This is a genomic window from Kosakonia sp. PSU_27 (assembly GCF_039409795.1).
Taxonomy (GTDB): domain Bacteria; phylum Pseudomonadota; class Gammaproteobacteria; order Enterobacterales; family Enterobacteriaceae; genus Kosakonia.
Map to the genome: position 1 here is coordinate 16,202 of NZ_JBCIVK010000014.1, position 13,130 is coordinate 29,331.

The window sequence follows — 13,130 nt, forward strand, 5'->3', positions numbered from 1 at the left end:
GTGGAAGATTTAGAAACCATCATTATGGAGTTGTTGGTTAACGCGGGCGCGGCGCGTAGCCAGGCATTAACCGCGTTACAGATGGCGCGTAAAGGCGATTTTGCTGAAGCAGAAAAAGCGATGGAAGAGTCGCGCGAATTCGTGAAAGCCGCGCATAAAATTCAAACCCAGCTTATCGGGCTCGATGAAGGCACCGGTAAGCTGCCGGTGAATTTGATCACCGTTCATTCTCAGGATCACCTGATGAACGCAATGGTGATTCAGGATCTGGCGACCGATATGATCGAGCTTTACCGCCGCCTGCCGCCGCGTGATTAAGGCATCGCTTCCCTTCGACTACTCTGCCCGCTCTGGCGGGCTTTTTTTCGTGCAGCGAAAAGTCGTGACGTGTTTTCCCCATGTAATTGCGTAATTGCACAACATGTCATTCGGGATGGTGCAGAGAAATGCCGCTGCCCGGCGCCTATACAACCCGTCCTGCAACGCGATCGCGGTCTTAAGCCGCGGAATTCAGACGAAAAAAAACCCGCCGAAGCGGGTTTTTTATTACGCGAAACGATTACTCGTTGTCGGAACCACCCAGACCTGCGTTCAGCAGTTCTGCCAGGCTCGCGGACGCGTCTTCCGCAGTCACCTGCGGTGCTACCGGCAGTTCGCCAGCGGCGCGACGGCGCATACGATCCTGGTGGTACGCATAACCAGTACCGGCCGGGATCAGACGACCCACGATGACGTTCTCTTTCAGACCGCGCAGTTCGTCGCGTTTGCCCGCAACGGCTGCTTCGGTAAGCACACGAGTGGTCTCCTGGAACGATGCCGCGGAGATGAAGGACTCGGTTGCCAGAGACGCTTTGGTGATACCCAGCAGATCGCGTGCATAGGTTGCACCGATTTTGCCTGCTGCTTCCAGCTCGCGGTTAGCGATCTTGACGCGAGAGTATTCAACCTGCTCACCTTCCAGGAAGTCGGAGCTTCCTGCGTTAACGATGGTGGCTTTACGCAGCATCTGACGAACGATAACTTCGATGTGCTTATCGTTGATCTTAACGCCCTGCAGACGGTAAACGTCCTGTACTTCGTTGGTGATATAACGCGTTACCGCGTGTACGCCACGAAGACGCAGAATGTCATGCGGTGCTTCCGGACCGTCGGAAACCACGTCACCACGTTCTACACGTTCACCTTCAAACACGTTGAGCTGACGCCATTTCGGAATCATCTCTTCGTACGGATCGCTACCGTCAACCGGCGTGATCACCAGACGGCGTTTACCTTTGGTCTCTTTACCGAAGGAGATGATACCGCTGATTTCCGCCAGGATTGCCGGCTCTTTCGGACGACGTGCTTCGAACAGATCCGCAACGCGCGGCAGACCACCGGTAATATCCTTGGTACCGCCGGATTCCTGTGGAATACGCGCCAGGGTGTCACCGGAGCTGATCTGAACGCCATCTTCCAGCTGAACAATCGCTTTACCCGGCAGGAAGTACTGGGCAGGCATATCGGTGCCCGGGATCAGTACGTCGTTGCCATTAGCGTCAACGATTTTCAGTGCCGGACGCAGGTCTTTACCGCCAGAGGTACGCTCTGCAGAGTCCAGAACCACCAGCGAAGAGAGACCGGTCAGTTCGTCGGTCTGACGAGTAATCGTCTGGCCGTCGATCATATCGGTGAAGCGGATGAAACCAGCCACTTCAGTGATAACTGGCATGGTGTGCGGATCCCAGTTTGCAACGGTTTCACCGCCGGCAACCTGCTCGCCATCACCCTTCGCCATTACCGCACCGTAAGGCACTTTATAGCTTTCTTTGGTACGACCGAATTCGTCGATCAGTTTCAGCTCAGTGTTACGGGAGGTGATAACCAGTTTGCCACTGGAGTTCACAACCGTCTTCGCGTTGCTCAGGCGGATGCTACCTTTGTTTTTCACCTGGATGCTGGATTCAGCAGCCGCACGAGATGCCGCACCACCGATGTGGAACGTACGCATCGTCAGCTGTGTACCCGGCTCACCGATGGACTGTGCCGCGATAACGCCGATGGCTTCACCTTTGTTGATGATGTGGCCACGCGCCAGGTCACGACCATAGCAGTGGGCGCACACACCAAAGTCGGTGTCACACGATACAACGGAACGCACTTTCACTGAGTCAACAGAGTTCGCTTCCAGCAGGTCACACCACTGTTCGTGCAGCAGCGTATTGCGCGGAACCAGAATATCTGCAGTACCCGGCTTCAGAATGTCTTCTGCGGTTACACGACCCAGAACGCGATCGCGCAGCGGCTCTTTAACATCGCCACCTTCGATAACCGGCGTCATGGTGATGCCTTCCAGCGTGCCACAATCGTCTTCGGTTACGACCAGATCCTGTGCCACGTCTACCAGACGACGGGTCAGGTAACCGGAGTTCGCGGTTTTCAGTGCGGTATCCGCCAGACCTTTACGCGCACCGTGCGTGGAGATGAAGTACTGGAGTACGTTCAGACCTTCACGGAAGTTCGCGGTGATCGGCGTTTCGATGATGGAGCCATCCGGCTTCGCCATCAGACCACGCATACCAGCAAGCTGACGAATCTGGGCTGCAGAACCACGCGCACCGGAGTCGGCCATCATGTAGATGCTGTTAAAGGAAACCTGCTGCTCTTCAACGCCGTCACGGTTAATAACGGTTTCAGTTTGCAGGTTATCCATCATCGCTTTGGATACGCGATCGTTCGCCGCGGCCCAAATATCGATAACTTTGTTATAGCGTTCGCCAGCGGTCACCAGACCAGACTGGAACTGCTCCTGGATCTCAGCAACTTCGGCTTCCGCTTCGCTGATGATCTCGTGTTTTTTCGCCGGGATGACCATGTCATCGATACCAACGGATGCACCTGAACGCGCTGCATATGCAAAGCCGGTGTACATCGTCTGGTCAGCAAAAATAACGGTCGGCTTCAGGCCCAGAATGCGGTAACAGGTGTTCAGCATTTTGGAGATAGCCTTCTTGCCCAGCGCCTGGTTGACGATGGAGAAAGGCAGACCTTTCGGAACGATCATCCACAGAATCGCACGGCCAACGGTCGTGTCTTTCAGGCTGGTTTTCGCTACGAATTCGCCATTAGCGTCTTTTTCGTACTCGGTGATACGCACTTTAACGCGCGCATGCAGAGAGGCCAGGCCAGCGCGGTAAATACGCTCAGCTTCTTTCGGGCCAGTCAGCACCATGCCTTCGCCTTTGGCGTTAACACAGTCACGGGTCATGTAGTACAGACCCAGTACAACGTCCTGAGACGGAACGATGATAGGTTCGCCGTTCGCCGGAGACAGAATGTTGTTGGTGGACATCATCAGCGCACGCGCTTCCAGCTGGGCTTCCAGCGTCAGCGGTACGTGAACAGCCATCTGGTCACCATCGAAGTCGGCGTTATATGCCGCACAAACCAGCGGGTGCAGCTGGATAGCTTTACCTTCGATCAGTACCGGTTCAAATGCCTGGATACCCAGACGGTGCAGTGTTGGTGCACGGTTCAGCAGTACCGGGTGTTCGCGGATAACTTCGTCCAGGATATCCCAAACGACAGCTTCTTCGCGCTCAACCATTTTCTTCGCGGCTTTGATGGTGGTGGCGAGGCCACGCAGTTCCAGCTTGCCGTAGATGAACGGTTTGAACAGCTCCAGTGCCATTTTCTTCGGCAGACCGCACTGATGCAGACGCAGGTATGGACCTACGGTGATTACAGAACGACCGGAATAGTCAACACGCTTACCGAGCAGGTTCTGACGGAAACGACCCTGTTTACCTTTGATCATATCGGCCAAAGATTTCAGCGGACGTTTGTTGGAACCGGTGATCGCACGACCGCGACGGCCGTTATCCAGCAGGGCGTCAACCGCTTCCTGCAGCATACGTTTTTCGTTGCGTACGATGATATCCGGCGCCGCCAGATCCAGCAGGCGTTTCAGACGGTTGTTACGGTTGATCACGCGACGGTACAGATCGTTCAGATCCGACGTTGCGAAACGACCACCATCCAGCGGAACCAGCGGACGCAGATCCGGCGGCAGCACTGGCAGAACAGTCAGGATCATCCACTCCGGTTTGTTACCAGACTGTACGAACGCTTCCAGCAGTTTGATACGCTTGGTCAGCTTCTTACGTTTGGTTTCGGAGTTGGTTTCGTTCAGCTCTTCGCGCAGCTGTTCGCACTCTTGCTCCAGATCCATGCTTTTCAGCAGGGCCTGAATAGCTTCGGCGCCCATTTTCGCGTCGAATTCGTCACCGAACTCTTCCAGCGCGTCCAGGTACTGTTCTTCGGTCAGGATCTGGTTACGTTCCAGATTGGTCATACCGCCTTCGATAACCACATAGGATTCGAAGTACAGAACACGTTCGATATCGCGCAGCGGCATATCCAGCAGCAGGCCGATACGGGACGGCAGAGATTTCAGGAACCAAATGTGGGCGGTCGGAGACGCCAGCTCGATGTGGCCCATGCGCTCACGACGCACTTTCGTCTGGGTCACTTCAACGCCGCACTTCTCACAGATCACACCACGGTGTTTCAGGCGCTTGTACTTACCGCACAGGCACTCGTAATCTTTTACTGGCCCGAAAATACGCGCACAGAAAAGGCCGTCACGCTCAGGTTTGAACGTACGGTAGTTGATGGTTTCCGGCTTCTTAACTTCACCAAAAGACCATGAACGGATCATGTCTGGCGATGCCAGAGCAATTTTGATCGCATCAAACTCTTCGGTTTTAGTTTGCGCTTTCAGAAACTTTAATAAGTCTTTCACGGATTTGCTCCCGTCGGAGTTAGCACAATCTGGTGCCGGGGATTAACCCGGCACCAGTGACCTGTTTGAGCGAGAGTTACTCGTCTTCCAGCTCGATGTTGATACCCAGCGAACGAATCTCTTTCAACAGTACGTTGAAGGACTCAGGCATACCCGGTTCCATCTGATGGTTGCCGTCCACGATGTTTTTATACATCTTGGTACGACCGTTCACGTCATCAGACTTAACGGTGAGCATTTCCTGCAGGGTGTATGCCGCGCCGTATGCTTCCAGCGCCCACACTTCCATCTCCCCGAAGCGCTGACCACCGAACTGCGCCTTACCACCCAGCGGCTGCTGAGTAACCAGGCTGTAAGAACCGGTAGAACGCGCATGCATCTTGTCATCAACCAAGTGGTTCAGTTTCAGCATGTACATGTAGCCAACGGTAACCTGGCGCTCGAATTGCTCACCGGTACGACCGTCGAACAGTGTGATCTGACCGGAAGTCGGCAGGCCACCCAGCTGTAACAGTTCCTTGATTTCAGACTCTTTCGCACCGTCGAAGACCGGCGTTGCGATCGGCATACCTTTGCGCAGGTTTTCTGCCAGACGCAGAACTTCCTCATCGCTGAAGGTGCTCAGGTCGACTTTCTGACGAACGTCAGCGCCCAGATCGTATGCACGCTGGATGAATTCGCGCAGTTTCGCGACTTCTTGCTGCTGTTTCAGCATGGCGTTGATCTTGTCGCCGATACCTTTCGCAGCCATACCCAGGTGAGTTTCAAGGATCTGACCGATGTTCATACGAGACGGTACGCCCAGCGGGTTCAGTACGATGTCAACCGGCGTGCCGTTTTCATCGTATGGCATATCTTCGATCGGGTTGATCTTGGAGATAACACCCTTGTTACCGTGACGACCTGCCATTTTGTCACCAGGCTGGATCTGACGTTTAACGGCCAGATAAACCTTAACGATTTTCAGCACGCCCGGTGCCAGATCGTCGCCCTGAGTGATTTTGCGGCGTTTCGCTTCGAGTTTTTTCTCGAACTCGTGTTTCAGTTCGTCATACTGCTCAGCCAGCTGTTCCAGCTGATTTTGTTTCTCTTCGTCGGTCAGGCCGAGTTCCAGCCAGCGGTCGCGCGGCAGCTTGTCGAGCTTGTCAGCTTCAACGCCGCCGGAAACCAGCACGCTGTGGATACGGCTAAACAGGCCAGCTTCGAGGATCTGCAGTTCTTCAGACAGGTCTTTCTTCGCCTGTTTGAGCTGCATTTCTTCGATTTCCAGCGCACGTTTGTCTTTTTCCACGCCATCGCGGGTAAAGACCTGAACGTCGATTACGGTGCCGGAAACACCGTTCGGTACGCGCAGAGAAGAGTCTTTAACGTCAGACGCTTTCTCACCGAAGATCGCACGCAGCAGTTTCTCTTCTGGCGTCAGCTGGGTTTCACCTTTCGGCGTTACCTTACCAACCAGAATGTCGCCGCCGGTCACTTCCGCACCGATGTAAACGATACCGGATTCATCCAGTTTAGAGAGCGCGGCTTCACCCACGTTCGGGATGTCTGCGGTGATCTCTTCTGGCCCCAGCTTGGTGTCACGAGACACACACGCCAGTTCCTGGATGTGAATCGTGGTGAAACGATCTTCCTGAACCACACGCTCAGAGACGAGGATGGAGTCTTCGAAGTTGTAACCGTTCCACGGCATGAACGCTACGCGCATGTTCTGACCGAGCGCCAGTTCACCGAGGTCGGTGGACGGGCCGTCTGCCAGCACGTCGCCGCGCTCAATTGGCTCACCCAGATAAACACACGGCATCTGGTTGATGCAGGTGTTCTGGTTAGAACGGGTGTATTTGGTCAGGTTATAGATGTCGATACCTGCTTCGCCCGGGTACATCTCATCTTCGTTAACTTTGATAACGATACGAGAGGCATCCACGTACTGGACAGTACCGCCACGTTTAGCAACTGCGGTTACACCGGAGTCAACGGCAACAGCACGTTCCATACCGGTACCAACCAGCGGCTTGTCAGCGCGCAGAGTCGGAACCGCCTGACGTTGCATGTTCGCACCCATCAATGCACGGTTGGCGTCATCGTGTTCCAGGAACGGGATCAGGGACGCACCGACAGAAACCACCTGTTGGGTGGAAACGTCCATGTAGTCAACCTGGTCTGCGCTGAAGAGGCTGGATTCGCCTTTGCTGCGGCAGGTTACCAGATCGTCTACGAAACGACCTTCTTCCGTCAGGTTGGTGTTCGCCTGAGCGATAACGTAGTTACCTTCTTCGATAGCAGAAAGGTAATGGATCTCGTCAGTTACAACGCCGTCGGTCACTTTACGGTACGGCGTTTCCAGGAAGCCGTATTCGTTAGTCTGTGCGTACACGGACAAGGAGTTGATCAGACCGATGTTCGGACCTTCAGGCGTTTCGATCGGACATACGCGACCGTAGTGGGTCGGGTGTACGTCTCGAACTTCAAAGCCTGCGCGCTCACGGGTCAGACCGCCTGGGCCGAGTGCAGAGATACGACGTTTGTGCGTAATCTCGGACAGCGGGTTGTTCTGGTCCATAAACTGTGACAGCTGGCTGGAACCGAAGAACTCTTTAACGGCTGCAGAGATAGGCTTCGCGTTGATCATGTCCTGCGGCATCAGGGTATCCAGATCGCCCAGAGACAGACGCTCTTTCACCGCACGTTCTACACGAACCAGGCCAACACGGAATTGGTTTTCCGCCATTTCGCCCACGGAACGGATACGACGGTTGCCGAGGTGGTCGATATCATCCACTTCACCGATGCCGTTACGGATACCGATGAGCTTTTTCATCACTTCGATGATGTCTTCTTTGCTCAGGATACCGGAACCTTCAATGCTGTCGCGCAGCAGAGAACGGTTGAACTTCATGCGACCAACCGCAGAGAGATCGTAGCGGTCTTCAGAGAAGAACAGGTTCTCGAACAGGCTTTCCGCAGCTTCGCGAGTCGGCGGCTCACCAGGGCGCATCATGCGGTAGATTTCTACCAGCGCGCTCAGACGATCGTTGGTCGGGTCGACACGTACGGTCTCAGAGATGTACGGACCGTGGTCCAGATCGTTGGTGAACAGGGTTTCGATACGTTTGTGACCAGACTGGCTCAGCTTCGCCAGCAGATCGAGCGACAGCTCCATGTTTGCCGGGCAGATCAGCTCGCCAGTGGATTCGTCAACGTAGTCTTTAGCTGCAACTTTGCCTGCGATGTACTCAACCGGTACTTCAATGTGTTGAATTTCGTCTTTTTCCAGCTGACGAATATGACGCGCGGTAATACGGCGACCTTTTTCAACATACATTTTGCCGTTTGCTTCGATATCGAAGGATGCAGTTTCGCCACGCAGGCGTTCCGGCACCAGTTCCATCTGCAACTTGTTGTCGCGGATTTCAAAGACAACTTTTTCAAAGAACAGATCGAGAATCTGCTCAGTGGTGTAGTTCAGCGCGCGCAGAATAATGGTCGCCGGCAGTTTGCGGCGGCGGTCGATACGCACGAAGAGGTTATCTTTCGGGTCGAACTCGAAGTCCAGCCATGACCCACGGTAAGGAATAATACGTGCGTTATAAAGCACCTTACCAGATGAGTGGGTTTTACCCTTATCGCTGTCGAAGAAGACGCCAGGACTACGGTGCAGCTGAGAAACGATAACACGCTCAGTACCGTTGATAACAAAGGTACCGTTGTCGGTCATGAGCGGAATTTCGCCCATGTAGACTTCTTGTTCTTTAATGTCTTTAACGGTGCCTTCCGGCGCTTCGCGCTCGTAGATCACCAGACGCAGTTTTACGCGCAGCGGAGCGGAATACGTTACGCCACGGATCTGACATTCTTTAACGTCAAAAACAGGTTCGCCAAGACGGTAGCTGACGTATTGCAGTTCCGAATTGCCGCTGTAGCTCTTAATCGGGAACACGGAGCGGAAAGCCGCTTCCAGACCGTACTGCCCTTCAGGATCTTGCTCGATAAACTTCTGGAACGAGTCAAGCTGGATAGAAAGGAGATATGGGACATCCAGTACTTGTGGACGTTTACCAAAATCCTTACGAATACGTTTTTTCTCGGTATAGGAGTAAACCATAGGGTTCCTCAGCTCGCTGACAAGTCGACCCACTCTGTCCGTCGAAAGGGACAGTTTATGCAACACTATTTTTTAGACCGGAAAGTGGAGCACTTCCCGCAATGCTTGTTGCTATCACGCTTAAATCATTTCATTGCGATTTACACAGAAAGAACTTTCTGTCGCAGTATATTAAGTCGTCGATAGAAACAAGCATTGTAAAGGCTACTGGCAGTCAAACAGTGTGAAACGCTACCGGTACCTTCTACAGCGCAAAAAGGCTGGTGACCAAAAAGTCACCAGCCATCAGCCTAATTTCTCAGGCTGCAACCGGAAGGGTTGGCTTATTTAACTTCAACTTCAGCGCCAGCTTCTTCCAGAGATTTTTTCAGAGCTTCAGCGTCATCTTTGCTCACGCCTTCTTTCAGAGCGGCCGGAGCAGATTCTACCAGGTCTTTAGCTTCTTTCAGACCCAGGCCAGTTGCGCCACGTACTGCTTTGATAACAGCAACTTTGTTAGCGCCAGCGGCTTTCAGAATTACGTCGAACTCAGTTTTTTCTTCAGCAGCATCAGCAGCCGGGCCAGCAGCAACAGCTACAGCAGCAGCAGCAGAAACACCGAATTTTTCTTCCATTGCAGAGATCAGTTCTACAACGTCCATTACGGACATAGCGGCAACTGCTTCAATGATTTGATCTTTAGTGATAGACATTTAAATTGTTCCTGAATATCAGAATAAGTTTATACGTAAGCAAATGCTTTATAAAGAAAACTGCGATTAAGCAGCTTCTTTCGCATCGCGTACAGCAGCCAGAGTACGAACCAGTTTGCCAGCAGAGGCTTCTTTCATGGTTGCCATCAGGCGTGCAATTGCTTCTTCGTAGGTCGGCAGGGTTGCCAGGCGATCGATCTGGGACGCCGGGATCAACTCACCTTCAAAGGCAGCGGCTTTGACCTCAAATTTTGCATTCGCTTTCGCGAACTCTTTGAACAGACGAGCAGCAGCGCCCGGGTGTTCCATAGAGTATGCAATCAGGGTCGGACCAACGAACGCGTCTTTCAGGCACTCAAACTGAGTACCCTCAACAACACGGCGCAGCAGGGTGTTGCGAACAACACGCATGTAAACGCCGGCTTCGCGACCTGCTTTACGCAGTTCGGTCATTTTATCTACGGTAACGCCACGGGAATCCGCAACAACCGCAGACAGCGCGCCTTTGGCTACTTCGCTGACTTCAGCAACAATCGCTTGTTTGTCTTGAAGATTTAAAGCCATTAGCTTTGCTCCTGGATGTTTGCCAGGGCTCATGCCCTGGAACTCACTTCACTCTTCTCAATGAAAAGAGCGTCTTAATACGGTGAGCAGAAACAAGCCAAAGAGTACTTTAAAAATAATCTTTAGGTTCTGTCACCGTCTACGCAGGGAATTAAGCTTCTTACGAAACACCTGCGGTCTTCGACGGAGGCCTGGATTAGGCCAGGCTCCAACGAACAAATCTGTTTGTTTGCTAACTTACGCTAGCAAAACGTGGGGGTAAGATTGTAGACAAATCCACCACCCACGTAAAGGCGAATATTAGTTCGCTACTGCGTTCAGACCAGCCTGGTCTACCGCAACACCCGCACCCATAGTGGTGGAGATGCTAATTTTCTTGATGTACACGCCTTTCGCCTGAGACGGTTTTGCTTTTTTCAGCGCAACCAGCAGAGATTCCAGGTTTTCTTTCAATTTGTCAGCGTCAAAATCCACTTTACCGATGGTGGTATGGATGATGCCGTTTTTGTCGTTACGGTAACGAACCTGACCGGCTTTAGCGTTTTTAACCGCTTCAGCAACGTTCGGCGTTACGGTACCAACTTTCGGGTTTGGCATCAGGCCACGCGGACCCAGAACCTGGCCCAGCTGGCCAACAACGCGCATTGCATCCGGAGAAGCAATTACTACGTCGAAGTTCATTTCGCCTTTTTTGATCTGCTCAGCCAGATCTTCCATACCTACCAGCTCAGCGCCAGCTGCTTTAGCAGCTTCAGCGTTCGGGCCCTGGGTAAATACGGCTACGCGAACAGAACGGCCAGTACCGTGCGGCAGTACAGTTGCACCACGTACGTTCTGGTCAGATTTACGCGCGTCGATGCCGAGGTTAACAGCAACGTCTACGCTTTCTACGAATTTAGCAGTGGCCAGCTCTTTCAGCAGAGCAATGGCTTCGTTGATGTCGTACTGTTTGGTCGCATCAACTTTGTCACGGATCACGCGCATGCGCTTGGTCAGTTTAGCCATTTCTTAATCCTCCACTACCAGGCCCATGGAACGCGCAGTACCTTCGATTGAGCGAGTCATCGCTTCAATGTCAGCACCGGTCATGTCCGCGGCTTTAGTCTGAGCAATTTCCTGCACCTGAGCGCGGGTTACTTTGCCCACTTTGTCTTTGTTCGGCTTGCCGGAACCAGACTTGATACCAGCCGCTTTCTTCAGCAGAACTGCTGCCGGAGGCGTTTTGGTAACGAAAGTGAAGGAGCGGTCAGCGTAAACGGTAATAACAACCGGAATTGGCAGACCTTTTTCGATGGAATCAGTTTTGGCGTTAAACGCTTTACAGAATTCCATGATGTTAACACCCTGCTGACCCAGAGCCGGACCAACCGGTGGGCTCGGGTTTGCCATGCCAGCTGCAACCTGCAGCTTGACGTAGGCCTGGACTTTCTTAGCCATTGAAATTTCCTCGTTTGGGTATAGCGCCCCGAAAGGCTCCCCGTGTTTGAATACGTTTTACGGATACGAGACCCATAAAAACAAAAGGCGCGAAATTGTATGTCAATTTCGCGCCCTGTGCAACGTTTGATCGCCGAATATTTAGGCTTTTTCGACCTGGCTGAAATCCAGTTCTACCGGGGTCGCACGACCGAAGATAGAAACAGACACTTTAAGGCGAGACTTCTCATAGTCCACCTCTTCAACCACACCGTTAAAGTCGGCAAACGGACCGTCGCTAACGCGGACCATTTCACCCGGTTCAAACAGCGTTTTCGGACGCGGCTTATCACCAACCTGTTGCAGGCGGTTCATGATCGCATCCACTTCTTTATCGCTAATCGGCGCCGGACGATCGGACGTGCCGCCGATGAAGCCCATTACGCGCGGAACGCTGCGTACCAGGTGCCAGCTGGCGTCATTCATCACCATCTGGACAAGGACGTAGCCCGGGAAGAATTTGCGTTCGCTTTTGCGACGCTGGCCACCACGGATTTCGACCACTTCTTCAGTCGGCACCATGACTTCGCCAAACAACTCTTCCATATTGTGTAATTTGATATGCTCGCGCAGCGAAGTAGCTACGCGGCCTTCAAAACCGGAAAACGCCTGAACGACGTACCAGCGCTTTTTAGGAGCTTCAGACATCTCAGAACCTCAGGCCAGTGATAAAGGAAACCAGGCGGACCAGAATACCATCCAGTCCCCACAGGATCAGTGACATGACTGCAGTTACGGCAGCCACGATCAATGTGGTGTGCAATGTTTCCTGACGAGTGGGCCAAATCACTTTACGTACTTCGGTTCTCGCTTCACGGGCAAAAGCAACGGTCGCTTTACCCTTCGTCGTCAACAGCGCGACACCACCTGCTGCAGCAATCAGAATAACAACTGCCAGCGCGCGGAGCGGCAGCATCATGTCACGATAAAGATAGTTGCCAACGATAGCCACGAGCAGCAGTACTGCAACAACAACCCACTTCATCGCTTCCAGGCCGCGCCCGCTCCCTTGAGCTTCGGTATTCGCACTCATAAACCAACCTGTCACAAGAATTCAGACAAACATTTTTGCCCCGCATAAGCGAGGCAACCAAACCGAAATGCTCTGGCGAGATTCGGACTAACGCCCTCTTCAGAGCCTGTCTCAGCAATGATTATGACAAATAAAATCACTGATGAGCCAGGTTCTGGTTCGAAAGCGTACAAAAAGGGCATCAAATGATGCCCTTTTCTTGCGCATTGCGTCAAATGTTATCAGCGATTAGCTGAGAACTTTTGCTACAACGCCCGCGCCAACGGTACGGCCGCCTTCACGGATTGCGAAACGCAGACCATCGTCCATCGCAATCGGGTGAATCAGGGTAACAACCATTTTGATGTTGTCGCCCGGCATTACCATCTCTACGCCTTCCGGCAGTTCGATGGTGCCAGTCACGTCAGTTGTACGGAAGTAGAACTGCGGACGGTAGCCTTTGAAGAACGGAGTGTGACGGCCGCCTTCATCTTTGGA

9 protein-coding genes and 1 pseudogene are annotated in these 13,130 nt (G+C 53.0%); 1 reads left to right on the plus strand and 9 read right to left on the minus strand.

Features of this window, described 5'->3' with window-relative positions; genetic code table 11:
* Positions 1-318, plus strand: coding sequence for a PTS lactose/cellobiose transporter subunit IIA (locus AAIG26_RS23065; RefSeq protein WP_020456059.1), 318 nt, complete (start codon positions 1-3; stop codon positions 316-318).
* Positions 319-559: 241 nt separating this feature from the next.
* On the opposite strand, the gene rpoC is transcribed toward AAIG26_RS23065, so the two are convergent.
* From rpoC to tuf, 9 genes and pseudogenes are all read right to left on the minus strand, one after another.
* Positions 560-4,783: a DNA-directed RNA polymerase subunit beta' gene (rpoC, locus tag AAIG26_RS23070; RefSeq protein ID WP_045514618.1), complete on the minus strand. Its 4,224-nt coding sequence runs from the start codon at positions 4,781-4,783 to the stop codon at positions 560-562.
* A 76-nt stretch (positions 4,784-4,859) separates the two neighbouring features.
* Entirely contained in the window at positions 4,860-8,888 is a 4,029-nt protein-coding gene (gene rpoB / locus AAIG26_RS23075) for a DNA-directed RNA polymerase subunit beta (RefSeq protein ID WP_020456057.1), read from the minus strand.
* A gap of 323 nt (positions 8,889-9,211) precedes the next feature.
* Positions 9,212-9,580: a 50S ribosomal protein L7/L12 gene (gene rplL / locus AAIG26_RS23080; RefSeq protein WP_014882064.1), complete on the minus strand. Its 369-nt coding sequence runs from the start codon at positions 9,578-9,580 to the stop codon at positions 9,212-9,214.
* Between the two features lie 66 nt (positions 9,581-9,646).
* Entirely contained in the window at positions 9,647-10,144 is a 498-nt protein-coding gene (rplJ, locus tag AAIG26_RS23085; protein WP_002438625.1) for a 50S ribosomal protein L10, read from the minus strand.
* 300 nt (positions 10,145-10,444) lie between these two features.
* A complete protein-coding gene (gene rplA, locus AAIG26_RS23090) occupies positions 10,445-11,149 on the minus strand; it encodes a 50S ribosomal protein L1 (protein ID WP_017460030.1) in 705 nt (234 codons plus the stop codon).
* Positions 11,150-11,152: 3 nt separating this feature from the next.
* On the minus strand, positions 11,153-11,581 hold the full coding sequence (gene rplK, locus AAIG26_RS23095; protein WP_002438627.1) for a 50S ribosomal protein L11: 429 nt from the start codon (positions 11,579-11,581) through the stop codon (positions 11,153-11,155).
* A 141-nt stretch (positions 11,582-11,722) separates the two neighbouring features.
* Positions 11,723-12,268 carry a transcription termination/antitermination protein NusG gene (gene nusG / locus AAIG26_RS23100; protein ID WP_006816549.1) on the minus strand — a complete coding sequence of 182 codons (546 nt, stop codon included), beginning with the start codon at positions 12,266-12,268 and terminating at the stop codon, positions 11,723-11,725.
* A gap of 1 nt (position 12,269) precedes the next feature.
* Positions 12,270-12,653: a preprotein translocase subunit SecE gene (secE, locus tag AAIG26_RS23105; protein WP_003033128.1), complete on the minus strand. Its 384-nt coding sequence runs from the start codon at positions 12,651-12,653 to the stop codon at positions 12,270-12,272.
* A 228-nt stretch (positions 12,654-12,881) separates the two neighbouring features.
* Positions 12,882-13,130, minus strand: a pseudogene (gene tuf, locus AAIG26_RS23110) (elongation factor Tu); the annotation flags it as partial.

Excerpts from the sequence above, each read along its gene's own strand:
- rplA (WP_017460030.1), bottom strand. The coding sequence starts at position 11,149 with ATGGCTAAACTGACCAAGCGCATGCGCGTGATCCGTGACAAAGTTGAT.
- secE (WP_003033128.1), bottom strand. The coding sequence starts at position 12,653 with ATGAGTGCGAATACCGAAGCTCAAGGGAGCGGGCGCGGCCTGGAAGCG.
- rplJ (WP_002438625.1), bottom strand. The coding sequence starts at position 10,144 with ATGGCTTTAAATCTTCAAGACAAACAAGCGATTGTTGCTGAAGTCAGC.
- rplL (WP_014882064.1), bottom strand. The coding sequence starts at position 9,580 with ATGTCTATCACTAAAGATCAAATCATTGAAGCAGTTGCCGCTATGTCC.
- nusG (WP_006816549.1), bottom strand. The coding sequence starts at position 12,268 with ATGTCTGAAGCTCCTAAAAAGCGCTGGTACGTCGTTCAGGCGTTTTCC.
- rpoB (WP_020456057.1), bottom strand. The coding sequence starts at position 8,888 with ATGGTTTACTCCTATACCGAGAAAAAACGTATTCGTAAGGATTTTGGT.
- rplK (WP_002438627.1), bottom strand. The coding sequence starts at position 11,581 with ATGGCTAAGAAAGTCCAGGCCTACGTCAAGCTGCAGGTTGCAGCTGGC.